Annotated in this window: 31 protein-coding genes; 29 read left to right on the top strand and 2 right to left on the bottom strand. The window is 61.0% G+C overall.

Going from position 1 to position 22,826, the window contains the following annotated elements; translation table 11 throughout:
* Positions 1-195: 195 nt before the first annotated feature.
* The 4 genes from MUG95_RS15955 (at position 196) to MUG95_RS15940 (ending at position 2,798) form a co-directional block, all read left to right on the top strand.
* A complete protein-coding gene (locus tag MUG95_RS15955) occupies positions 196-1,449 on the top strand; it encodes a phage NrS-1 polymerase family protein (RefSeq protein ID WP_049983723.1) in 1,254 nt (417 codons plus the stop codon).
* A gap of 74 nt (positions 1,450-1,523) precedes the next feature.
* Entirely contained in the window at positions 1,524-1,964 is a 441-nt protein-coding gene (locus MUG95_RS15950; RefSeq protein ID WP_049983724.1) for a DUF8030 family protein, read from the top strand.
* A gap of 220 nt (positions 1,965-2,184) precedes the next feature.
* Positions 2,185-2,475, top strand: coding sequence for a DUF8069 family protein (locus tag MUG95_RS15945; protein WP_157687606.1), 291 nt, complete (start codon positions 2,185-2,187; stop codon positions 2,473-2,475).
* Complete coding sequence (locus MUG95_RS15940; RefSeq protein WP_247010704.1) at positions 2,475-2,798, top strand: DUF7558 family protein; 324 nt, start codon at positions 2,475-2,477, stop codon at positions 2,796-2,798. The genes MUG95_RS15945 and MUG95_RS15940 overlap by 1 nt, the downstream gene beginning before the upstream one ends.
* Positions 2,799-2,963: 165 nt before the next feature.
* Here MUG95_RS15940 and MUG95_RS15935 read toward each other — a convergent pair whose 3' ends face one another.
* A complete protein-coding gene (locus tag MUG95_RS15935) occupies positions 2,964-3,776 on the bottom strand; it encodes a DUF6036 family nucleotidyltransferase (protein ID WP_247010703.1) in 813 nt (270 codons plus the stop codon).
* Complete coding sequence (locus MUG95_RS15930; RefSeq protein WP_247010702.1) at positions 3,773-4,696, bottom strand: helix-turn-helix domain-containing protein; 924 nt, start codon at positions 4,694-4,696, stop codon at positions 3,773-3,775. The genes MUG95_RS15935 and MUG95_RS15930 overlap by 4 nt, the downstream gene beginning before the upstream one ends.
* A gap of 739 nt (positions 4,697-5,435) precedes the next feature.
* On the opposite strand from MUG95_RS15930, the gene MUG95_RS15925 reads away from it, so the two are divergent.
* The 25 genes from MUG95_RS15925 to MUG95_RS15810 all read left to right on the top strand — a co-directional run bounded on the left by MUG95_RS15925 (position 5,436) and on the right by MUG95_RS15810 (position 22,820).
* The gene (locus MUG95_RS15925; RefSeq protein ID WP_247010701.1) at positions 5,436-6,332 is read left to right on the top strand and encodes a DNA-binding protein; all 897 of its coding nucleotides are present in this window, start codon (positions 5,436-5,438) and stop codon (positions 6,330-6,332) included.
* Between the two features lie 224 nt (positions 6,333-6,556).
* Positions 6,557-7,483 carry a transcription initiation factor IIB gene (locus MUG95_RS15920; protein ID WP_049983730.1) on the top strand — a complete coding sequence of 309 codons (927 nt, stop codon included), beginning with the start codon at positions 6,557-6,559 and terminating at the stop codon, positions 7,481-7,483.
* Between the two features lie 100 nt (positions 7,484-7,583).
* Positions 7,584-8,471 (top strand): biosurfactant protein 1, encoded by an 888-nt coding sequence (locus MUG95_RS15915; protein ID WP_096396480.1) that lies wholly within the window; start codon positions 7,584-7,586, stop codon positions 8,469-8,471.
* 144 nt (positions 8,472-8,615) lie between these two features.
* Complete coding sequence (locus MUG95_RS15910) at positions 8,616-8,804, top strand: DUF8012 family protein (RefSeq protein ID WP_096396460.1); 189 nt, start codon at positions 8,616-8,618, stop codon at positions 8,802-8,804.
* 106 nt (positions 8,805-8,910) lie between these two features.
* Positions 8,911-9,291 carry a hypothetical protein gene (locus MUG95_RS15905; protein ID WP_006183452.1) on the top strand — a complete coding sequence of 127 codons (381 nt, stop codon included), beginning with the start codon at positions 8,911-8,913 and terminating at the stop codon, positions 9,289-9,291.
* 68 nt (positions 9,292-9,359) lie between these two features.
* Positions 9,360-10,022: a DUF6735 family protein gene (locus MUG95_RS15900; RefSeq protein ID WP_247010700.1), complete on the top strand. Its 663-nt coding sequence runs from the start codon at positions 9,360-9,362 to the stop codon at positions 10,020-10,022.
* Positions 10,023-10,059: 37 nt separating this feature from the next.
* Positions 10,060-10,344, top strand: a complete 285-nt coding sequence (locus MUG95_RS15895; protein WP_006183450.1) for a DUF7967 family protein — start codon at positions 10,060-10,062, stop codon at positions 10,342-10,344.
* A 61-nt stretch (positions 10,345-10,405) separates the two neighbouring features.
* Positions 10,406-11,155 carry a helix-turn-helix domain-containing protein gene (locus MUG95_RS15890; protein WP_006183449.1) on the top strand — a complete coding sequence of 250 codons (750 nt, stop codon included), beginning with the start codon at positions 10,406-10,408 and terminating at the stop codon, positions 11,153-11,155.
* Between the two features lie 60 nt (positions 11,156-11,215).
* Positions 11,216-13,588 (top strand): heavy metal translocating P-type ATPase, encoded by a 2,373-nt coding sequence (locus tag MUG95_RS15885; RefSeq protein WP_015299293.1) that lies wholly within the window; start codon positions 11,216-11,218, stop codon positions 13,586-13,588.
* 121 nt (positions 13,589-13,709) lie between these two features.
* A complete protein-coding gene (locus MUG95_RS15880) occupies positions 13,710-14,132 on the top strand; it encodes a DUF8025 family protein (protein ID WP_006183447.1) in 423 nt (140 codons plus the stop codon).
* Positions 14,133-14,239: 107 nt separating this feature from the next.
* Positions 14,240-14,731, top strand: a complete 492-nt coding sequence (locus MUG95_RS15875; protein WP_006183446.1) for a DUF7995 family protein — start codon at positions 14,240-14,242, stop codon at positions 14,729-14,731.
* A gap of 3 nt (positions 14,732-14,734) precedes the next feature.
* The gene (locus MUG95_RS15870) at positions 14,735-15,100 is read left to right on the top strand and encodes a DUF7568 family protein (protein ID WP_006183445.1); all 366 of its coding nucleotides are present in this window, start codon (positions 14,735-14,737) and stop codon (positions 15,098-15,100) included.
* Positions 15,101-15,177: 77 nt separating this feature from the next.
* A complete protein-coding gene (locus tag MUG95_RS15865; RefSeq protein ID WP_006183444.1) occupies positions 15,178-15,573 on the top strand; it encodes a DUF7567 family protein in 396 nt (131 codons plus the stop codon).
* Positions 15,574-15,652: 79 nt separating this feature from the next.
* Positions 15,653-16,054, top strand: coding sequence for a DUF6166 domain-containing protein (locus MUG95_RS15860; protein WP_122106725.1), 402 nt, complete (start codon positions 15,653-15,655; stop codon positions 16,052-16,054).
* A 23-nt stretch (positions 16,055-16,077) separates the two neighbouring features.
* Positions 16,078-16,356 (top strand): DUF7389 domain-containing protein, encoded by a 279-nt coding sequence (locus MUG95_RS15855; RefSeq protein WP_006183442.1) that lies wholly within the window; start codon positions 16,078-16,080, stop codon positions 16,354-16,356.
* Positions 16,357-16,405: 49 nt separating this feature from the next.
* Positions 16,406-16,627, top strand: a complete 222-nt coding sequence (locus MUG95_RS15850) for a DUF8129 domain-containing protein (protein ID WP_006183441.1) — start codon at positions 16,406-16,408, stop codon at positions 16,625-16,627.
* A gap of 53 nt (positions 16,628-16,680) precedes the next feature.
* Positions 16,681-16,980 (top strand): hypothetical protein, encoded by a 300-nt coding sequence (locus MUG95_RS15845; protein ID WP_006183440.1) that lies wholly within the window; start codon positions 16,681-16,683, stop codon positions 16,978-16,980.
* Positions 16,981-17,040: 60 nt separating this feature from the next.
* Positions 17,041-17,862: an IS5 family transposase gene (locus MUG95_RS15840; protein ID WP_247010699.1), complete on the top strand. Its 822-nt coding sequence runs from the start codon at positions 17,041-17,043 to the stop codon at positions 17,860-17,862.
* 85 nt (positions 17,863-17,947) lie between these two features.
* Positions 17,948-18,148 (top strand): DUF7534 family protein, encoded by a 201-nt coding sequence (locus MUG95_RS17110; RefSeq protein WP_443984541.1) that lies wholly within the window; start codon positions 17,948-17,950, stop codon positions 18,146-18,148.
* A gap of 218 nt (positions 18,149-18,366) precedes the next feature.
* Positions 18,367-19,053, top strand: coding sequence for a DUF6166 domain-containing protein (locus tag MUG95_RS15835; RefSeq protein WP_247010698.1), 687 nt, complete (start codon positions 18,367-18,369; stop codon positions 19,051-19,053).
* On the top strand, positions 19,053-19,208 hold the full coding sequence (locus tag MUG95_RS15830; protein ID WP_006183438.1) for a hypothetical protein: 156 nt from the start codon (positions 19,053-19,055) through the stop codon (positions 19,206-19,208). The genes MUG95_RS15835 and MUG95_RS15830 overlap by 1 nt, the downstream gene beginning before the upstream one ends.
* Positions 19,205-19,741 (top strand): hypothetical protein, encoded by a 537-nt coding sequence (locus MUG95_RS15825; RefSeq protein ID WP_006183437.1) that lies wholly within the window; start codon positions 19,205-19,207, stop codon positions 19,739-19,741. The genes MUG95_RS15830 and MUG95_RS15825 overlap by 4 nt, the downstream gene beginning before the upstream one ends.
* A 168-nt stretch (positions 19,742-19,909) precedes the next feature.
* The gene (locus MUG95_RS15820) at positions 19,910-21,070 is read left to right on the top strand and encodes a dihydrodipicolinate synthase family protein (protein ID WP_137685130.1); all 1,161 of its coding nucleotides are present in this window, start codon (positions 19,910-19,912) and stop codon (positions 21,068-21,070) included.
* 325 nt (positions 21,071-21,395) lie between these two features.
* Positions 21,396-22,397, top strand: a complete 1,002-nt coding sequence (locus tag MUG95_RS15815) for a DUF6610 family protein (protein ID WP_137685131.1) — start codon at positions 21,396-21,398, stop codon at positions 22,395-22,397.
* A 75-nt stretch (positions 22,398-22,472) separates the two neighbouring features.
* Positions 22,473-22,820: a DUF8013 domain-containing protein gene (locus MUG95_RS15810; RefSeq protein WP_006184811.1), complete on the top strand. Its 348-nt coding sequence runs from the start codon at positions 22,473-22,475 to the stop codon at positions 22,818-22,820.
* Positions 22,821-22,826 lie beyond the last annotated feature (6 nt).

Raw genomic sequence — 22,826 nt, 5'->3', positions numbered from 1 at the left:
TACTCCCGCCCGTATCAGCGGTCAGGGGAAAAACCACCAGACGGCGAAGCTGGTCAGGGGTATCACCGAGCGAAAACCAACTAGGATAGAACGGGGGGTCCCCGTTGGGACCAAGGGATTGGATCGAGGAGTAGAATTGAGTGAGTTCTGTGCTGGCTCAGAATTAGTGAGAGCCATGCAAGGTACTGTGAGAACATGAATAAGAATATCATCGACGAACCGGAGGAGATTCCGGAGACGCTACGCGAACGGGACCAGTGGGTGTGCTGGCGCGAAGAAGAGCGGGACGGCAAGCCGACGAAGATTCCGGTGACGCCGGGAGGTGGGGGGTTCGCGTCATCAACAGAGTCGGAGACCTGGGCGAGTTTCGAGACAGCGCTCGACTACACCGAGACGGCACACGCCGATGGCGTCGGGTTCGTGTTTACCGACGACGACCCCATCGTCGGCGTCGATCTGGACGACTGCCGCGACCCGGAAACCGGCGACGTCGACGACGCGGCACTAGACATCATCGAGCGCCTCGACTCCTATACGGAGGTGTCACCGTCCGGCACCGGCTATCACGTCCTCATCAGGGGCGAACTTCCCGACGGGCGGAACCGTCGCGGGAGCATCGAACTGTACGACACGGCACGCTTTTTCACCGTCACTGGCGATCACGTCGAGCGGACACCAACGTGCGTCGCACGTCGACAGGACGCGCTCAGAGCGATTCACCGTGAGTACGTTCAGGAGACAGAGCGTGACACGGCAGCAGAGCCCGAACAGCGTGGTAGCGCTGACGACGAGTCACCGACGACCGGTGCAGCCGGCGTTGACGTCGACCTCGAAGACGATGACCTCCTCGAGAAAGCGCGAAACGCATCGAACGGCGAGAAGTTCGAGCGGCTCTGGAACGGGAATACGGTCGGCTACGACAGTCAGTCCGAGGCCGACATGGCGCTGTGCTGTTTGCTGGCGTTCTGGACCGGTGGTGACCGGACCCAAATGGAGCAGCTGTTCCGCCAGTCGGGATTGATGCGAGAGAAGTGGGACGAGGTCCACTACGCTGATGGGTCGACGTATGGGGAGAAGACCATCGAGCGAGCAATTGCGACTACTTCGGAGTTCTACGACCCGGACGCCGGCGACGATACCGCGGACGAGATCCCCGCCACATCGTCGCCAGACGTCGGCGCTGCTGACTCGGAGCGGAGTCGCGCATATCTCGCCGAGAAGAACCAGATCTTGAGCGACCGCGTCGACGAGCTCGAGGCGACACTCACGGAGAAAACCGAGCGCATCGACGCTCTCGAAGCGGAGGTCAAGCGACTCACTGACGAACTTGCCACCCGTGGCCAGGAGGAGGAGTGCCAGGGCGAGCACGCCGCTACTACGAGTGAGAACAGTAGTGAGTCAGAGTCATCCTCACTGTTGGGTCGGTTATTCGGCGGTCGGTCCAAGTAGCGTTGCGACCGCAGCGGCACGTCTGTCACCCCCGCCAGGGGGCGGCGGGGTACATCACGTGCCCCCGATAGACGATGGCTTCGGAACGTACGACCCAAACGCAGACGGTACAGCAAGCAGCAACCAACTCCGACGGGGAGGCTCCGTGGGCAGACCTCGAGGTGGCGATCCCGAACGACCGCGATCACGCGTCGCTCGTCGCGCTCGTGGAGTGTGCCCTAATCGAGCTGACGCACGAGCACGTGGGGGCAGTCGTCGTCACCCACCAGGTCCGGGGGACAAACCACACGCAGTACGTCGCCGTCGACGACGTCAGCGAGCAGTTCCAAAAGCGGCACTTCGACGCCCGGCTGGGCTGGCACGAGACAACCGTTCCTCGTGAGATCGTTCGCGACGAACTCGTCACCCAGCTCACCCGGTCGGCAGCCTCACAAGCGGAACGCACACGAGAAGCAGCAGCCAGCGAGCCGGACACGTTCACCGTGAAGCCGGTTCAGGAACTCCGGACTCCATAGGCCACACTCTTAACCAACACTCGGGACCAGTTCTGTCGAAGTGTTGGTTAATGACGTTGCCAGAATTTATGCCCTCAACCCACGCCCACCGCCCTATCCCTCCGCGACGTTGCCGTTTTCGAGTACCGCGACCCAGGGTCGGACTGACGCCCTCCGACTGGGCTGTTTATCGGCGCCGGGAGGCGTGCAGCGCGCGAGAGCGTGCGCGGCGTGATTCACCATGGTTGGTCCCGATCCTCACGACGACACGAGTGCCGACCACGAACAGCGCGAAACCGAACTCCTCGCACAGGACCGTGACGCCGCGAGCGTCGCGACCGCGGACGTCGACGACGCAACGGCCCGCAGCCTAGTCGACGACCTCATCGACGCGGACGTCGTCACACCCGTTCCCGAGGATCGCGTTCTCGTTCACGAGCCGAGTGTTACTACCTTCGACTCGACGACGCAATTGGCCGTCTTCCACCGTGGCTGGACGGCCGGCCGCGACGCCGACGCGGAGGCGGAGTAATGCAGCAGACGCTTACAGGGTGTGCGTTCTGCGACGCTCCGCCCAGCACCGAGACTGGCGAGGCCCACACCTGGGGGGAAGATGAGCGGGTCACCCACCCTATCTGCGTCGACTGCGCGATCCAGATGGATCCGGATCCCGACGAGCGCGATCGCTACGCCTGCGATGGCTGTGGTCTCGTCGTCGACGCCCTCGCGGCGCTCACGCGTTTCCGTGTGGAACTCGGCCATCTCGAGGGGCCGCTGCAGCTGTGTGCGCGATGTAGTCCTGGCGGGCCCGCGACGTACTGGACGCACGACCTCGATGAGCATCTCGTTGAGTGAGACATGTTGCCGACGCTTACACCGTTTCCATGGAGGACCTCGTTGACGAAGTCGACGTCGCGCTTGACCGCGACTAATGGGGGGGTCTCCTATCCAGGGATAGGGAAAGTATCCAATAAGCCGCACCGCTTGGCATTACACCACAGATTCCGGTATCCCTCGCCGTCAGATCGTCGTCGAAAGACGCTCGATGCGATCAGCGGTTCCCTTGATTGCGTCTTTCTCCTCGAGACGACTCACGATATCCTGTAGTTCAACCGTGGTGTAATCGAGTTCCTGCTGGAGGGCAGGCATAGATTTCGGTTCGTCGAGGGCGTGAAGCACTTCGAGTTCCTCGTATACGCGCTCTGTAATCTCCGCGACCGGCTCATGCAGGGGTGTCCTCACGTTGTGTTGCTCGGTGAGATCGGCCAACGCCTCGTTCACGTATGTCACGAATAGCTCTTGGTCCAAGAGGTCGATCTGCGCGGCGAGTTCTGCTTCGACGACGTCGAAATCGAGGTCAGTCTGCAGCAGCGAAAACATATCTTCGATATCGTCCACCCGTCCGGCGACCGCCTTGAATAGGAAGATGTCCTCTGGGCTCACGAGTTCGACCACCAAGTTGCTGGGGTTGAGGTACCGCTCGCTGCGCTTCCGAATCCCGTCAGAAAGAACCAGTTTATCGATTACCTGCTGGTGAAAGATGTCGATTCGACACCCATCATCGTTCTCGAGGATTCGCTGAGCACCGAGCGCTTCGTATTCTTCGTCCGGTTCCCGAACGATATTGTAACCAAGTTCGAGCAGTACTGCTTGGAGCTGCCCGAGGTCATCACCGGATGCGACGATGAGATCGATATCCTTGGTAGTGGTCTTGAGATCCTGGAACGCCATTGCCCCACCGCCGATCAAGAAGACAGTGAGCGGGTCGTCTAGCTGCTCGCCGATGCGCTCGAGTTCCGACCGAATGTACGAACTGTCGAATCGCGCCCTCATGCTGACACCCCGTAGTCCGCAGCCAATTCTTGGAACTCCTCCCACTCGGGAAGTCGAGATGCCCGCTCCTCGCCACTCGTGTCGAGATACGTGAGCAAGTCCTCGACGAGATCGTCGACGCCGTACTTTGTGGCCTGGTCACGCAGTTCGTCACGGTCGACGTCAACGTGGCTGAGCAGGAGCAGACAGTATGACTGGGTACGTGCGCCCGAATCGATCACGAGCATATGACAGCACAGCATCGCCGGCGAGAGATCATTCATCGTCTCTGAATGGAAATAGTACCGACGGTCGCGGGCCAGAAGGGGCAGGTCGTAGGTCTGGAAACGCTCTGGCCCCGTCGAAAGGAAGTCCTCGGCGGTAATCTCATCTGCGGTCTGGACGAGGAACTCGTCGAGTGACTCCCAGAGAATCGTGTAGGTGTCGGTGTGTTGTTCGACGGTCTGGCGATGGTCGTGGTGAACGAGTTCCCGAGCAAGCGTACTCAGTTGTTCGAATCCCTCGTTCAGCACATATGCATCCTCGTCAGTTTCGTAGATGATCCCTCGATGCTGAAGTGGATCGAGGGCGCGATGGACGGTACTCCTGTGAATGTTGGCCCGGCGTGCGAGCTCCATTACGACCCGCGGTGTTTCAAGATAGTAGAGAACGCGGAACGTCGCGCCCGACAACAGTTCAGGCCATTCGATGTGCGAATACTCTTGGGTGATGTCTGCGAGGAGTTCGAGTGCTTTTGCGTCCGATGGCCGGATCTGCTTTGTTTTCCCTTGTCGACGCGTCTCGACGAGTCCGGTCGCTTCGAGACGATCGACAAGTTCAGACGTGTAGCTGAGACTGCGGTCCAGCTGGGTCGCAAATTCGGAGACTGTCTGTTCACCGTGAAGGACGGTGAGCGCGCGAACCTCGCCTTCGGTAAGCATCTGTTGCGTAGATACGAACCGATATTTAAATAACTTCGCTATCTCGCAACGAGTATGACTGACTCAGCTGAAGTTGCTGGGTGAGCAACACGATGAAGGCCCTCGGCCGTTCACGGGCGGCGCGCCGCCCGTTAGCTCGGGAGAGCAGGCTCTCCCGGTGACCGAGGCGGCCTCGCCCTTTCTGAGTCCGCCAGGGCAGTAGTTGGGTCGCTGAGTGTCGCGGCTGGGTGGACAGGTGTGTCCGTTATGGCCCGCACCGCTCGCCGCGTTCCGCCCTCCGCGTCGCTCGCGACCGACCATTCCGGGCGTGCGGGCGCTCTCCGCACCGCCCGCGCCCGTTCCGGGCTAAAATGCATGTGCCCTCGGCGCCAGCGGGTATCCCCGTCGGTTGCGCCCCTTGCGGGCTTTCGCGTTCCAGCGCTTGGTGCCGCCTGCGCTGTCGCGCGCCACACCGCGGCGCGCGTTCTCGGCGACAGTCGCCCTGGACACGGACCCGCACATCGGGCCGGACACGAGCGGGCATATCCCGCTGGCCGCTCGCTCCGGGCGGGTCGGCGCGCGGTGCTGGTTGAGTGGCCTCCCTATGGCGCGCTCTCGCTCGCGCCCCAAGGGGCGCTCGCGAAGGCGCGAGCGAGAGCGCGCAGACGAGTCTGTCGGTCGTTGTCGTCGAGGAAATCCGCGATGTTGTAGCATCGCGGTGTCGGGCGCTGAGCGCCTTCAGGAATCAGGGTAGATTCCAATGTCTAGTAACAACGTCACCACGGATGTAGTTTCGGTCGATGAACAGGCTTTCGAGAAACACGATGAAGGCGAGGTCGACGAGGATGGCTTCGAAGTCGTCGACGAGACCCCGGAGTTCCGGGCGACGGTCGACATGGAAGTCCAGGCCAAAGTCGATTCCAACCACCCAGACGCGCGCGTCGAGGAAGGCCCGGATCACCTGTTCGGGAAGACCCTCGAACAGGAAGAGCGCATCAAGGCACGAGAGGCCGAGTTGGAACACATCAGTGCCCAGGCAGAACTCAGTCAGCAGGAGGGGCGTGCGAAGCGGACGCGAGACATCGCAGCGAAGCGAAGCGCTGAGCGGCGTGTGAAGTTCCAGAAGCGGGCAGCGAGCGTGAATCCGATGGCTGACCCGGAGCGAGACGATCCTCGTGCAGAGCTCACGCAGGAGCAGTTGGCGGCGGTGAACAAGCAGTCGATGCGGTTGGCGGAAAAACTGGATGGCTGGTCGCGAGCAGCGATTGGCCGGCGGTTGGGTGAAGCCGTCGTCGGTGGGAAAGACCTAACGAGTGCAGTCGTCGGGATGTTCGAGGAGTTGCAGACGGCGCCTGGGACGGTGATCCCCATTGGGAAGCTCGAGGACGTCAATCGCAAAGAGGTGAGCATCGAGGGTCGAGTCGAAGTACTCTGGGATGCGGACTCGCCGGCCATCGCTCAAGTCGGGCTGATCGCAGACGACAGTGGAAAAACGAAGGTGACGATCTGGGAGAAATCAGATGCGCCGTGGATTGAAGAGGGCGAGCAGGTGCGTATTCACAAGGTAGCCCGGAACTGGTACGAGGGGCGCGTCTCACTGGCTGTCACTGGGTGGAGCACCATTATGTTCCCTGAGCGCGGTCGGTGGTGGGAATAGCCGGTCGGCGCACCCCTTTTTTGCTGGTGTGTACGCGGTCACCGCCACCTCCCACCACCTCCACGGTCCGGGCTGCTCACGGCGCTCACGCGCCGTTTCGCGGCCGGGCTTTCGCCACCGCAGCCCTCCAGTGTCAGCGCTGTTCCGTGTGGTGTGTATGTGCCCCTGATGGGTGAGGGGCACTCCGAGAGACGCGATCCGCGTGAGTCCCCTCGTGAGTATCCATGGCAACCAGAGAGATCTACGAAACGACGTTCGACGAAGACGTCCAGACCGACTCGAATGCTACGCAGTGTCCCGAGTGTAACGGGCAAGTTACAACCAACGCGGTTGAAACCGTCTGCGAGGACTGTGGACTCGTCGTCGACGAGCAGCGGATCGACCACGGGCCAGAGTGGCGAGGGTTCGACGAAGACGAACGGGAGCGCACGGGTGCTCCGTTGACAGCGGCGCGGCACGATCGTGGGTTGTCGACGGAGATCGGCCACGGGACCGATGCGAACGGGAACGAACTCTCAGGACAGAAGCGACGGCGGCTCGCTCGGATGCGCCGTGAACAGACGCGTGGGCGGTTTCAGTCGAAAGCCGAACGCAACCTCGCACACGGGCTTAGTGAAGTCCGCCGGATCAGTAGTACGCTCGAACTATCCGAGACGATCCGTGACCAGGCCTGCCAGCTCTTCCGCAGCGCTCAGAACGAGGAACTCCTGCAGGGCCGGTCGATTGAGGCGATGGCCGCCGCGAGTGTCTACGGAGCGTGTCGGTGTAACGGGCGACCACGAACGCTCGACGACATCACCGAGTCGGCGCGCGTCGAGCAATCGCGGGTGACGAACGCATACACGACGCTGAATACGGAACTTGGCCTGCCAGCCCAACCCGTGACGCCCAGTGCGTTCGTTCCGCGGTTGGCCTCGGAGCTCGACGTCTCCGATCAAATCCGGCAGCGGGCTCGGCAGTTGGCGGAAGCATCCGAATCGACTGGGGCAACCACCGGGGTTCGGCCGTCCGGGTTCGCTGCAGCCTGTCTGTACAAAGCCGGACGCGAAGACGGGCAATGGCTCACCCAGTCGGACGTCGCTGACGTTGCGAACGTCTCGGTGGTCACCGTGCGGACCCACCGCGACACACTGGACGAACTGGCTGTCTAACGCCCACACTGCTGATTTTCGATTGTATGTCTGTAGGCTGATTGATGTGAGAGCCATTATTTAAACCCGAAGACGAAGCATGATACGGCCAGATCACTCTATGACCGACCAGTACGCCGACTACGAAGCCCTCCGACCGCTCGGCGAAGCGACCCACGTTCCCGACGATCAACTCGCCAGTAGTAGTGGCGAGCCCCGGCGGCAACGCTCTGGTGGCGTCGACGCGGGCTATCCAGACGACCCGACAGAAGGTGAGACCGAGTGCGATTCCTGTGGAGCGTCGATCCCCGCTGGCCAGTCGAAGTGCCGGTTCTGTCTCACGAACCATCTCGAAGCAGCCGACGATCAGGACACATCGACTGCCGAACAGACTCTCCTCCATATCATCCACATAGTCGTTGAGGCGTCGACGTTCTACGGCGCCGTCGGGAAGGGATCTGCTGCGGCCACCCTCCTCGCGAAGGCAGACGATGACCCAGTAGTCGATGACTGCAAGCTAATCTATGATCTCGACGAGGAACCGGCCCCACGGCTTGTCGATCAGTGGCCCTCGCTCCCCTCGGCGACACGGGTCACGTCTGAATGTGGTAATCAGCTGCTCGCGGCTGCTCGTGAGCGGACGGCGTGGACAGAGACGACGCAGTCCTGTCACGACGGCGAGCACACGACGTTCCTCTACGACGAAACCGGGAGCGAGGTTCGCACCGAAGCTCGTCTTGCAAGCCTACGTGAGGACGCAGACAACGACCTCTGGCTGGTGCCAGCGATTGCGCTCCAGAAATCCGTTGACAAGACCGATACCGAACAGCCACGACGCGAGCGCCCAAACAGAACTCACCTCGAGTGTCGAGAGTGTGATCGGGAGACTAAGCATCGATTCCGCGAATTCGAGGCTGTCCCCGATGACGAGTGGACCGGGCAGCCAATGTGGGGCTGTCAGCGGTGCGGCACGCCACGCTACGGGCCCGAACCCGAAGCCGATCAGTAAAGACGACGTCAAATTAACCAACAATTCTGGTGTCGGCTCGGAGTTGTTGGTTAACAGAAGCCAGCTCGCGACCACCCGACGATACCACACCTGCTGACTGCCCGCCGGTGTTTTTCGGCGCCGAGAATTGGCGGAGGCGCACACATGGATCCACGAGACACCCCCGGCTATCGACTCCACCGCGCGCTCAGTAGCCTCACCAGTATCGACAGCGACCAATTGGAGCCCGCTGATCGAGAGCGAATTAGCACCGCGACGACGCTCCTCGAGCAGGTAGATTTTCTCACCCAACCGAATACGACGAGGGACGGTGACATCAACAGAGAATCCTGACAGCTCGACGCATCGGCAGCGCAACGTCATGTGGCCGTCACAGCGTGAGCAGTTGCTCGCCCCCTGAAAGGGTGCGGGGGCGCGAGACCGCTCCCGAGAACAATCCATGGCAACATTGCAAGCCGCAACGACATCGACCGGCGCGCTCGTATCGGATCCACAGGCAGTCCGCGAGCTCTGTGAGAACCACTGCTTCGGGACGCTCAACTGGGAAGTGGACGACGACGGCGAACTCGTTATCTGGGGCTACGACAGCTTCGAAGTGTACGAGGCCCGTGAGAACGGTCTTCCTGACTACGACGGTGGCATCGTCACTCACGAGTTCCTCCGGTCGCTCGCGGAGTATCTCGAACCGAACGAAGAATTCGACATCCAGACAGCCGGATTTACCAAGTGCCGGTTTCCCGTGCTGGCGAAACGGTACGTCGTTCGCGACGGCGAAGTCCTCCACGCGGACCTCAGTTCCCCCGACCCGATCGACGAGTAGCGTTGTTCGTCCCCCGGGAGGGGTGCGGGGCGATCCAGTCGTGGGTCGTCCTGCAAGGAGATTGTTCAATGGGCCACCGCGCACTCGTTGCGTACGAACGCACAGACGGACAGTACACGCTCCACTACTCTCATTGGGGTGCAGCGAATCTCAAGCTCAAGCACCGAATCTCGGCCGAAACACCGTTCGGTGGCGACGACACCGACTCGAAGTGGGCGAAACAGCTGCTGGCGGAACTGGCCGATGGCCTCGAAGCAGATGGCGTCGACGGCTACCTCGCCGGCGAGGATCGTCCGTCGTCGGTCGTCAAGCCGAAGTCCCGTGCCACCGGGCTCACCCTCGACGAGATCGTCGCGGACCACCTCGACTATCTCCACCACGAGGCGATCTTCGTGGTGTCACCCACCTTCGAGGTGACCGCCTATCGGACGCTGTGGTTCGGGCTGCAGTACGACTCGGAGACGGTCGAACAGGGAGAGACCGTCGGGAACGGCGCGCTCGCGACGGTGCGCTGGTACGACGGCAAGCCGGTCGGCGACGGCCACCTACAGGGACAGTTCGCGGCCCTCAAAGACGTCGTCGGCGACATGCTCGATAAGGGCGTCTTCACGCCGTCAACGGCGATACAGTATCTGAAACGGAAGCTCGCTGAGCGGGTCGGAGACCGACAGGAGCTGCTCATTCCGACCGGAGAATCACCCTTCGAGACAGCGAGTCTCGGCAAGCCGTAACACCAATCCCTTAGTGGATATCGGGGGACGTCTAAGTATGTCAAATCAGTCTGAAGATGACGTTCGTGTTTGGCTTGTCGAACGGACGTACTCCGATGACGAGCAGAACCTGATCATCCTCACCTACGCAACACCCGATGGAGAACAGTACTATCGGAAGGAACGCGCACTCACGTCCTTCACCGACGTCCGAGATACGACAGCAGCAGTCGATGCTGAACCCGGCAATCTTGGCATGGTCGATGACCCCGACCTCCAGGAGCAATACGCGGCCGAAGCACAGCGAATGCAGGAGGTTCACGACCCGGACGACGTGATCTGATACCCGCCAGTAGACATCGCCCCAAGCCATGGGTTATGTCGTGGCAGGCCTTAGTCGGGGTATGCGCGAACTCGTCTTCGCTCTCGAATACGAGCCCGGCTGCAACAGGGTGGCGGACGCCCTCGCAGACCACCCCGACGCTCGCGTTCGTTCACTCTCGCTGCACGCCACTGCCGACCAGCTCTGGCGAGTCGACCATGCCACCGGCACTCCGGACGCACTCGACGCCATCGAGGACGCGTTTCGCAACAGCGACTACTACGCCGACTGTCTCGCCACCGAGGACTGCGGCGCAACCCAGACCACCCGTGTCCTCGACCGCACGGACGACACGCTCATCCTCTACTCCGACTGGGAGCGGACCCCTGCCTGTGCCTCAGTCCCCCACATCGCCCGCGACCACCTCGGCGACGGTGTGCTGTTCGAGACCCGTCACGAGGGCCGCCACTACACGTGGCGGCTCATTCACTCCGACGAGGGCGATGTGGCGGCGTTCTTCGATTCCCTCGGGGTTGCCGTCGGGGAATGCGCCCAGATGGAGATGCTCCGCACCGCGGATACGACGACATCAGCTGGGGGAGGCGACGGGACACCGAGCGGCCTGCCGCCAGCACAGGAGGCCGCACTCCAGGCCGCTGTCGAACACGGCTACTACGAGTCACCCCGCGAGGTCGACGTCGGCGAACTCGCCGAGCATCTCGACGTGCCACGGTCAACACTCACCTACCGACTCCGTCGGGCGGAAGAACATTTGGCGAAGCAACATGTCGCCGGCGAGCGGGTAGCGGAAGAACGGCTGGCATCGCACTGAGGGCCGCAGTTGGAATATTCCAACAAAGACATATGGAACTCCCACTCCTACCGTGAGGTAATGACAGAGAATCCGGACGCAGCAGGAGAAACGAGCGGCGGCGGACAGCGACGTGAGCTGACCGCCCGCCTCGCCGTTCCCGAGATGGACTGTCCCTCTTGCGCCCAAAAGGTGGACAAGAGCCTCCAGCGTGTCGACGGCATTACTGACGCCACGCTCCAGCCGACCACCGGCACGGCCAACGTCACGTACGACCCTGATCGGACTAGCGAAGCCGACGTAATCAAGGCGATTGAAGGCGCCGGCTACGAGGTCGTCGGGGGCTCGGACGCTGAGGGCGATGATGAGGACAACCAGGCGACCGACGGCGTCGACATCGCGCCACCATCGGAGGTCTGGACGAGTCCTCGCGCGAAGAAGACGTGGCTCGGCGCGGCGTTCGTCACGCTCGGCCTCCTCTTCGAATTCCTCCTCACCGGACAGAACGTCACGGTGGCGAGCGTCCTCGAGTACCCGCTCCACATCGCAGATGTCCTGTTCCTCGGCGCCGTCGCCGCCAGCGGCATCCCCGTCGTCCGTAGCGGGTACTACTCCGCGAAGAACCGAAGCCTCGACATCGACCTGCTGATGGGGACGGCGATCATCGCGGCGACCGGTATCGGCTACTTCGTCGAGGCCGCCACGCTGGCCGTCCTATTCAGCATCGCCGAGCTGCTCGAGGACTACGCGATGGACAGGGCACGGGACTCCCTGCGCGAGCTGATGGAACTCTCGCCCGACGAGGCGACCGTCCTTCGCGATGGTGAGGAAGTGACCGTTCCCGCCGAGGAGGTCGACGTTGGCGAGACCGTCGTCGTCCGCCCCGGCGACAAGATTCCGCTCGACGGAACGGTCATCGACGGCGAGAGTGCAGTCGACCAGTCGCCGATCACGGGCGAGAGCGTCCCCGTCGACAAGACTGCCGGCGACGAGGTCTACGCCGGCGCGATCAACGAAGAGGGGTACCTCGAGGTAGAGGTCACCTCGACCGCTGGCGATTCGACGCTCTCGCGCATCATCGAGATGGTACAGGGCGCACAGGCGAAGAAGACCGAGTCTGAGCAGTTCGTCGACCGCTTCTCCGGCTACTACACACCCCTCGTCGTCGTGCTGGCAATCCTGACCGCCGCTATCCCGCCGCTGGTTATCGCCGACCCCATCTCGGTGGACGTGGCCGGGTACGGGTTCACTTTCGCCGGCGACTGGCAGACCTGGTTCATCCGCGGGCTCACCCTGCTGGTAATCGCCTGCCCCTGTGCGTTCGTCATCTCCACACCCGTCTCGGTGGTGTCGGGCATCACCAGCGCCGCGAAGAACGGCGTCCTGATCAAGGGCGGCAACTACCTCGAAGCGATGGGCGAAGTCGATGCCGTCGCGCTCGACAAGACGGGGACGCTCACGAAGGGCGAACTCGCCGTCACCGATGTCGTCCCGGTCGGCGACACCACTGAGGATGATCTGCTCCGTCGCGCCGCCGGGCTGGAGCGGCGCAGTGAGCACCCCATCGCTGCGGCGATTCTCGCCCGTGCTGAGGAGGCGGGCGTGGGCGACCTGCCCGACCCGAGTGGCTTCGAGAGCCTCACGGGGAAGGGCATCCGGGGCGAGATCGACGGCGAGACGTACTATGCGGGCAAGCCCGCGCTCTTCGAGGAGCTGGGCTTCGACCTCGCTCGAGCACGCCGCGAGACAGACGGCGGCGTCGTGGCGGAAGAGGCGACCGAGGCCGACGACGGGGCGTTCGCCGAGGACGCGCTCACCTCACTGGAGCGGGAGGGCAAGACGGTCGTTATCGTCGGGACGGAGTCGGAACTGCTGGGTGCAATCGCCATCGCCGACGAGGTGCGCCCGGCCTCGAAGCGGGCTGTCGAACGCCTGCACGAGCTGGGCGTCGAGCGCGTGGTGATGCTGACCGGGGACAACGAGGGCACCGCCCGCGCCATCGCCGAGCAGGTCGGTGTCGATGAATATCGCGCCGAACTCCTACCCGACGAGAAGGTCGACGCAGTCGAGGAGTTACAGGCGGAGTACGGGGAGGTCGCGATGGTCGGCGACGGCATCAATGACGCCCCCGCGCTGGCCACTGCGGAGGTCGGCATCGCGATGGGCGCGGCGGGCACCGACACCGCCCTCGAAACGGCTGATATTGCGTTGATGGGCGACGACATCGGGAAACTCCCGTACCTGTACGACCTGTCGCATACGGCCAACGGCGTGATCCGGCAGAACATCTGGGCGAGCCTCGGCGTGAAGCTTCTGCTCGCGTTAGGCGTGCCGCTGGGCCTGGTCAGCGTTGCGCTGGCAGTCGTTGTCGGAGATATGGGGATGAGCCTCGGCGTCACCGGGAACGCGATGCGGTTGTCACGAATCGAGCCCGATCGAATCATCGACGCCTGATTCTGCGGCGGGAAGTGCGGGCAGGACGCTCTTCTTTCGGGACTTACCTCCGCTACATCGAGACTAGTTGTGGTTTGTCTGGGGCAGAAAGGACTGAGCCCCACCGTTGGCTCGTGATTTGATGCCCGAGAATTCAGACGACGATCCATTCCACGATTGCGAGTTAGATCCCGACGCAGTCCTCGGGACGCGCACCTTCCACGATGTCCTGTTCACCGATGAGACGGAGACACCGGTGAACGTGCTCACTGGCGAGACGCCCGCACATTCACAGGCGACCGTCGAGGAAGCGAAGGAGTTCGCTGCGAGTATTGACACCGACACGCCACAGATTGCACTTCCGGCGTCAGTTGAGACGCAAATCGAGACGCAGAGTAAGCCCTACACGTCGGCTGCGTTCTTCCACTTCAAGGCGACGGGCTCGCTAAGGCGTCACCGCGCCTACCACGCCGCATATGACTCGGATGCGTTCACCGTCGACTTCGAAGCTGACTACGAGTCCGGAAACCTGACCATCACAGTCGATCGAACGAACGAGTCCTAAGAATCGACCGCTAGATCAGGGTTTTTCGAGCGCCGGCGATGGGTGCCGGCGCAGCAGGAGCGAACGATCAACCACTCCCGGTGCGTCGGCGTTTCGAGGTGTTCGAGATGCACATGGTAATTTACGCTCTGGTAGAAGAATCGACCCACGACGACGCACTGGCCAGCGGAAAGTCGGTGTTCGACCGCCTGGTCGGCGCGGACCCACACGCCGGCGCAGTCTTCGACTACCACGTGACGTTCGATGAGGAGGACACGTCCGTTGCGGGGAAGGCGCGATGGGGTGAATTGCCGACTGCAGCCCCCGTCGACTCCGATGCCGGCCAAGACCTGCTTGAGCGTGGCTGGGAGGCGACGAAAGAGGAGTTCGAGCGGAATCTCGACCGGGTGAAAGAGGCCATCGACGAGCTCTCCGATGAGGAGATCATGCGCGACGAAGATCTCGCTCGGCACGCCTTCCACCAGGTTGGCGCCTACGACGGGCCAACGATCTTCCTGTACAACGAATATGCGAACGGGATCCGTCACCGTGAGCAGCTGGATCGAGTGCTGGAGGAGAGCGAGGAGCTCTGGATCGTGCCCGCCGACGTCCACTTCTAACAGATGTCCCGGATCACAAACTGGAAGCGCGAGAGCCGCACGCCCACACTCGCATACCGGAATACCGAGACCGGCGCTCGGGCGGTCTTACACCGAGCGCCGGATTCATACCGCTACAAGTGGCGTGGCGTAATCCTCGTCGACGGCTACCCAGTGTGGTCGCGGGGGTACGAGACGAAGGACGCGAAATCGTTCCGTGACGAGCTCCGTGACCGGCCAGCGCCCGAACTGAGTTGTCCCGAGTGTCCGAACAGCGATATAGCAATCGGTGGGAAAACGGCTGACGGTGCGAAGGTTCAGCGCTGGGTCGAGTGTCGGAACTGTGGGTACGAAACATCCTCGCGAATCGTGTACGGCGCCGAGCGCTGATTGATAGGAGCGTATCTGCGGTGACGTTTATTTTGGGCCGGAATGGGTGGCCCGTCTCAATCGGGCCAGATTCACAGATGAGTCTGGAAGTCATCGACCGCCACAGCGAAGCACTGTTCGAGTTCCTCTGGTGTCCCGTCTGCGGGCACGAGATATTCAGTCACATTCCGTTCGAAGGTGTGTTCTGCAAGAACTGCAACACACAGGTCGAACTCCAAGAATCCCGAGAGACACGCGGCTACGAGGAGGCCGTGCTCGCCTGCTTCGACACCCACTCAACGTGGAACCTCCACGTCGACGAAAAGCTCCGTCGCGATCTACCCGATGGGTCGGCACGGGTGAAGATCCTCGGCGCACCGGGTGCCTACGAGGTCGACTGGTGGAGTCCAGCACCCGGCGATGACTGGCAGCCGGTCGAGCGTGGTGAATTCGATGAGGTCGACGAACCAGCCGATATCTCCCATCTCGCGTAGGGGCAAGCAGTCCCTGTGACTGTTTTTCACCCCCTGAGGGGTGCGGGGGTGCTCGAACGAGTAGCTCCCGAACAGACCAATGAGTAGACCTAGCGACACACACTCGATTGAACAGACACACCCAGCGAGCGACTGCGACATCGCCTACGTCGGGTATCGGCAGAGCGGGCAGGCTATCGTTGAGAAACGTCCCGGCCAAGAACGGCTCACACCAGAGCGGAGTCTCGCGCTGGTGAATCACAGTCCCTCGGGATTCGAATGGGGATATGGTGGTAGTGGTCCGGCACAACTCGCGCTCGCACTCCTCCTCGACTACACAGGTGACGAAGCGTTCGCCCTCGACCACTACCAGGCATTCAAAACCGAGGTCGTGAGCCAACTGGACTGTGCTGGGTCTGCTGGACGCTGGCGACTCACCGGGGCCGAGATCGACGCAATCCTTCACGAAACACCCGGCGAGCCGGCCGCACCGTCCATCTGAATATCAATCACCGAAGGTAACCCATGTCAGAACATACCCAACCATCTCGTGCGGATGACGAATCGACCGCAGCCAGTGAACAGACGACACGAACGGAGTACGTCGAACGCAGTGACGTCGGCGTCTCCCTCACCGTGAAGCTTACTCGCGGGACGGGCACCCGCGATCAGGACAAAATCGTGGCCAAAGCGAAAGGCAAGACTCTCGAAGACGCTCGCGAGGACATGGAGATTCTTCGGGAGTACATCCACGATCTCGCTGAGGACGCCCGCCAGATCCAACCCGAGGAAGAAGACGAGTAACGGCGGGGGCTGTTTTTTGTCGCCTCAGCAGTGACGGAGGCGATCATCAGTGAGCAATCCAGACGGTCAAACAACAGACGCAAGCGATCTTTCGCCAGAACAACGGCTCGAGCCATCGAATACGCGACTCATCAACGCTGGTATCGTGACGATCAACAATATGGAGACGCTGCGAGCCTGCGTCGCCTACGAGAACGCGAATCAGCAACGGGTCCAGATCCTCCGCCAGCTTGAACAGCGGGCCAGCGAACTCCGCGCACAAGACGATTGACCCAACGCCCGGAGGTGTCTGTCGGAGCCTCGGTGGGTGGAGGCTCAATCCAGATGAGCGATCGACCAGAGATCGAGATTCAACGACAGACCGCATTCGGTGACGATGGCCAACTCGAAGTAACCGAAACAAGCGTCGAGACCTCGCTTGAGGACTTCGGCGCTGACGTGGATCATCGTGACCGGGATTCACGTCTTGATCAGCCCGAGGCGTGTGAGTTCGGCGTCGACGATCGACCCGAAGTTGAGCAAACATCCGAGGGAGATCAGTCAACACTCTTCGCTGATACGGACGAGGATCAGCAGACCCTCGCTGGCGACGATGCAGCCGCTCGCTGTCTCTTCGAAGAATAGGCTTGCCTGGCTCTGTTGAAATCCTCAGAGAGTTACATATTCAGCCTGTAATTCGACGAGATGGAGTCCCTTCCTAAGTCGCAGATTCTCCGGTTTACTGAGAAGGCAATCCATCTGGCACGGCGAGCTGTCTCTCGATACTCCTCGAAGTTCTCCAAACATCGCTATACACTTCCCCAGCACGTTGTTTTGCTGTGTCTCAAAGTTCGGAAGAACACGACCTATCGTGGCCTGCTTGACGAACTGATCGAGATGCCACGCATTCGTCACGCCCTCGGATTAGCTGAACTTCCTACGCCATCAACGCTTTGTAAGGCGTTCAACCGGCTTGATATGGCTGTGTGGCGTGTCATTTTGACTCTCTCAGCGACGTTACTTCCGACAAGCGGAGTTGTTGGTGTTGATGCGTCGGGGTTCGACCGTAGTCACGCTTCGAAACACTACACGAAACGTGCTGAACTCACGATTCAGCAGCTCAAGGTGACGTTGCTGGTCGATGCGAAGGTGAACGCAATTCTCGATCTACACGTGACGACGACGCGGAAACACGATAGCCAGATCGCTCCGTCGTTGATCAAGCGCAATCCCGACGATATTGACGTTTTGCTCGGTGACAAAGGGTACGACGATCAGAAGATCAGGCGGCTCGCCCGGCAACACGAAGTTCGACCACTGATCAAGCATCGTGAGTTCACGTCACTCCATAAGGCATGGAACGTACGCTTAGACACTGATCTCTACGGTCAGCGGAGTCAATCCGAGACTGTCAACTCAACACTCAAGCGGAAGTACGGCGCGTTTGTCCGGTCACGGCGCTGGTGGAAGCAGTTCCGTGAACTCACCATCGCCTGTCTCATTCATAACGTAGATCGATCACTCTGAGCGGTCAATACAGGCCATTTAATTCTCATTACTCCGGTGTGGTAAAAGACGCAAAACACATATCTCGTGGTAGTGGATCACCATTATGGACTATACAACGCTTAGTGAATTTCTACTCACAATACTTGTATCGAATATGATTGCGTTCATCATTGGGGCAATAGTATCTCCCCCCGACCCGTTCACACAATTTTACTACTATTTACCATTAGTACCGGTTACGGTGGTTGTTTCGTATCTCCTTGTCTACAGAGGCGGGTTCGATTACATCAAAGCTAGAATCTAGTGTCGGTCAGCACGCAATCTTCAGCGAACGGCTGTTTCAGTCGAGAATTTGTCTGAAAAATGGGATTTCAACAGAGCCGCTTGCCTCTATCAGTTGGTTGTCTGATGAATTGTTATACTGAATTCTAACTTTGAAGCGACGTTGAGGGTCTAATAGCCGGTGGTGGTTTTTCGACCCCCAGCAGGGGTGCGGGGAATCCGAACGCCCGCATTCAACCGATGGAGACGAATTCGACTACCGACCCACGAGCAGTCGTACAGGATACGGATGAGCGATGTCAGGCGAGTACAGACCGCGTCGAGTACGTCGGGATGCGTGTCGACGGAACGCCAGTTGTCCTGAACCTCACCGCACACGAACGCCTCTCCCCCCATCAAAGTCTCGGTCTCGTGCGGCATAGCCCGGCGGGATTCGACTGGGGCTACGTCGGGAGCGGACCGGCACAGCTCGCCTGTGCGCTCCTCCTCGATTATACCGACGACGAAACTGTCGCCCAGCATCACTACATCCAGTTCCGCAACGACGTGGTCAGTCAGCTGGTGTGTGATGGCCCGGCCGACTGCTGGCACCTCACCGGAGAGGATATCGAGGCGGCACTCGCTGAATTCGAAGAGTCCCGAGCACTCACGCCAGATGGTGGGACGCCGTCATCGTCACTGCCGGCGAACTGGAGTGCGGTGAGCCGGACAGATCGGACAGTCTTCCAACGTCGGGATATCGACCACTACGTCGTCCTCGCCGAAGGGAGCGAGGAGTGGTTGATCATACTTTGTGCGCAGGGGGACCGGGCGTATCCCGCCCCACTCGACCATCGAACACTTCCGGTCGAGAACAATCCTGCTTCAACCGTGCAGGCACTCGTCGCTGAGAGTAACGATCTCGTCGAGCCAGAGGAGGACATCTGATGGAGAACATCCGACTCTCGCGGGCCACGTACCAACTCATCGAACGCGCCGTCACGGCGCTGGAGTGCATCGGCCGAGAACTCGAGCGATACAACGACCGGCATGAGCGAACAGCTGGGAAAGACACAGATGAGACGAATCCCAGCGAATCATGACTGACGAAGCGACGCTTGACTACTTCGAGGGCGAGAATTCAGCCGGTGAGTCTCGCTCGCTCACGCTGGAAGAGCGACTCCTCGCCCCGATATCCCCGTCCATCGGTCTGCGGGTGATTCCCGGTCGCGAGGATCCGCTCTATCTCCAAAATCGGGGAACAGAACGGTATCTTTTCCGCGACGATCACGACCGGTGGTTCATCCTTCAACCCTCGGCGAAGGACTCAGAAGAGGCGTTCGTCCGCTGGGTGTATCTCCCAGCAGACCGGCCCGAACGGCTGGCACAGTCAGCGCTTCGTCGACGGACAGTGACCGGCTATGATTATGTTCAGCGGTCGGCCGCACCAGATCCAGTCAGGTCGACGGTGACGGCGATGTTCGTCACGGAACGCTGGCCTGAGACCGCCTACGAGTGTGGGTCGTGTGAGACGCTGTTCGACACGTCACGAGAGCACGCCCTCCACTGCTGGGACGACCATCCGTGGGTGCCAAATCCTGAACAGGTGCGCCGTCGACGCGAAGCCGACGAGTGAATTGAAGAGCCGAAGCCAGGTGTCGGGACCGTCCAGATGATTAACCAACAGTACTGGATTTTTGGGTAGAATGTTGGTTAAGAGGTTGTTTTTGCGCCCGTGAGAGGGGCGCAGGGCGCGTGATGAGAGCGCTGTCGCGGGTGACGAATTCAATTTCGAGGAGACAAGATGAAAGACCCAGAATCCAGAACCGTGTTCGCCGGCGTCGACGGACGAACCGATACAGAACTACCCGACTGGTACCGCCGGAAGAAAACGGTCGACGAACCGAAGTCCTTCGCCGAGACGATTCGTGACCTCCCCCAGGCCGTCGAGACGACAGTCGCATACCGGAATCCCTACTCCGACGAGTGGGTCGAAACGGATCGCTTCAACGCCTTAGTCGAGCCGACGAGAGCGCGCGACCACGCGACAGACGATGAGCCCGGCGCAGACCCATTATTTCACGTCCCCACGGACAGTTACGCGATCATCAACCCGGTGGACGTGTACAGGCCCTTGGAAGAGGTCCTTCGCGAGGAGACCATCGACGGGACGCCGCTGGATGACGTGATGTTCGGCGAAATCCGGCGCTACCGGGGCGGTGGCGAGGTCCATATGGACGTGATGTTCGACGGCCTCGAAGTCCGGCTTCCCGGCCGGGCGGACCCGATCACGATGGCCGTGACCTCCGGCTACGACTTCTTCGGTGAGCACGCAGTCTACGTAGAGGGATTCGCTCAGGACGGGTACTGCTCGAATTCGATGCGCTCGCTCACCGATAAGGAGGTCATCAAGCACGTCGGGGACGTTCGGGACTTCCGGACCTGGTGGGAAGAGATTCTCGCACAGGTCGAGCTCGTCGCTGACGATCTCTTCGAGTTCATCCGAGATGCGCAGGAGATTGATCTCGAGTTCTCCGAGCTCCCGTTCACCGTCACCGAATTTTACAGCCTGCTGGGATTCCCGGACTATCTCGCAGAGCGTGCTGCCGAGGACGCCGAAGCGAACGCAGCGTCGCCGTTTGCAATCGATATGTGGACGCTGCACTCCGGCGCGACATACGCGCTCACCCACTTTTTCCAGGGGAAAGAGGGCACGTCCCTCGACCAGTACGTCCGCGTTGCGAACGACATCCTGTTCAACCCGGAGGGCACCATCGAGCGCGTCGAACGAGCCTACGAGGAGCAGCTGGAGGCGGACGGCGACGACGGGTCGCAGGCGTCGCTCGCCGGCGAGCGGGCGCTCGCGAGCATCGAGCGTGTGAACGAAGACCTGCAGGCCAACGTCGAGCAGTTCGAAGCACGTGAAGAGGCGCTTCGCGAGCGGTTCCAGCAGGTGACGAACTAGCGCAGTCATCCGTTTTCGCGTTTCCATATGGCAAACGAAAACGCCCACCAGCAGTGTCCGGTCTGTGATCGCCGAATCGCGAGCGTGACAATCGTCGGGCCGAGTGAAGCAGTGGTCACGCCGTGCGGGCATCGTATCGTTCCCCACCGACTCGACTGAAGGCCTGACTCACCGTTGAGCGGACACGGTGGCTACGTCGTCTCTATATTAACCAACGATGTGCGGGTTCTGGAGACTAGTGTTGGTTAATAGCGGACTGCGGCTCCGTTTATTGCCCCTCAGAGAGGGTGCAGGGCGGCTGGATTCGCCCTCGCAGCCCATGTTCATGTCGCTCGAAATCAACTCCAGCAGCAGTACTGATCGCGACATCACCGCTGCCAGACAAGCCGACGTCGTGGCGTTCCTCCATCGAGCGCCGTTCGCTCTGGATGCGTATCGGCTCGGATTCTTGCCTGGGTTCCGAGAAGACTGTGGGTACCAGCAGACCCAGTATCAGGACCTGAACATCCCCGTCGGGATGCTCGATAACGACTTTCGGAATCCCGATCTGGATCGGTACGTCGCCCGATTTTTCGAATACGAACCCAAGGTTGGCGTGATCGGAGATGTGTACGAGGGAGACGACGTCGACGAGTACGTGGCCGCTGCCCGCGAAGTTCAGGCGAGTTATCCCGACGCAGAACTCATCATCGTCCCAAAGTGTCGCGAGGTGATCGACACGATCCCGAACGACCTCGTGCTCGGTTACTCGCGGGGGTACGCCGACCGATTGGCGCACGAGTTCTCCGAGCCGACCGACTGGCGTGGCCGTCGTGTTCACATCTTGGGGGGCAGCCCACCGAAACAGTGGGACGTCATCCAGCAGTTGACCCGACCGACACTCACGGACGACCCACCGGCCGACATCGTCGGCCTCGACTGGAACGGGCTGCATCGCGGCGCGCAGTTCGGGGAGTTCTGGACGGCTGACGGCTGGGATGATAGCGGTCGTGACGCCTCCCACGTCACAGTTCGGAAGACAGTCCGACACAGTCTCGCCCGCATCAAGGCCTTCTGGCAGTCTCACGGCGTCTGGCCCGACTCAACGCCACATAGCGACATCCTCGAAATCGAGTACGAGGGTCCGTCACCGACCAATCTCGATAGCGCTGTGTGTACCGAATGCGAAGCGAACGTCTGGACGACTCGACGCGGTCCCTTCATCGCTGAGTATGATACCGGCGTGCTCTGTGGCTACTGCAGCTACGAGTGCTACTTCTCACATCGCCATCGGAACAACCTGGAGGAGATCGCCAGCGAGCAGAGCGTGTACATTCCACCGGCGTGACGCTACGAGTGGTTTTTCGCGCCCCGGAGGGGGCGAGGGCTCGATCCAAAAAGTCCTCCGAGAAGGTGATTTTCCGTGAGTCAACAACAGCGTCCGAACGATGTCTCGATTGACGACATTCCAGTCGACGTATCGAACACCCAATCAGGCGAGGTCGACCCCGCCGAGGTACCCGAGGAGATTCGGTCGATCACTCGTGGACTCGCAAGCGAGCAACCGCCGACGAATCCGCTCGTCGTCCTGAAGGCCGCCCGCTGGTGGTATATACATGGTAAGGGCGGGACCGATCCTGCGTTCCAGTGGGCCATCGAGTGGGCACGACACCTCGCGACGGACACGCCGAGCGATGTCGACCAGTTCGACGCGTTCCTTGAGTACCTCGTCACGGTCGGCTTCGCTGACGAGAAAGCAGCGCTCCGATAGCAGCTC

It is taken from the genome of Halorientalis litorea, from assembly GCF_023028225.1.
Lineage (GTDB): Archaea > Halobacteriota > Halobacteria > Halobacteriales > Haloarculaceae > Halorientalis > Halorientalis litorea.
This window is presented reverse-complemented; position numbering and strand designations above follow the sequence as displayed.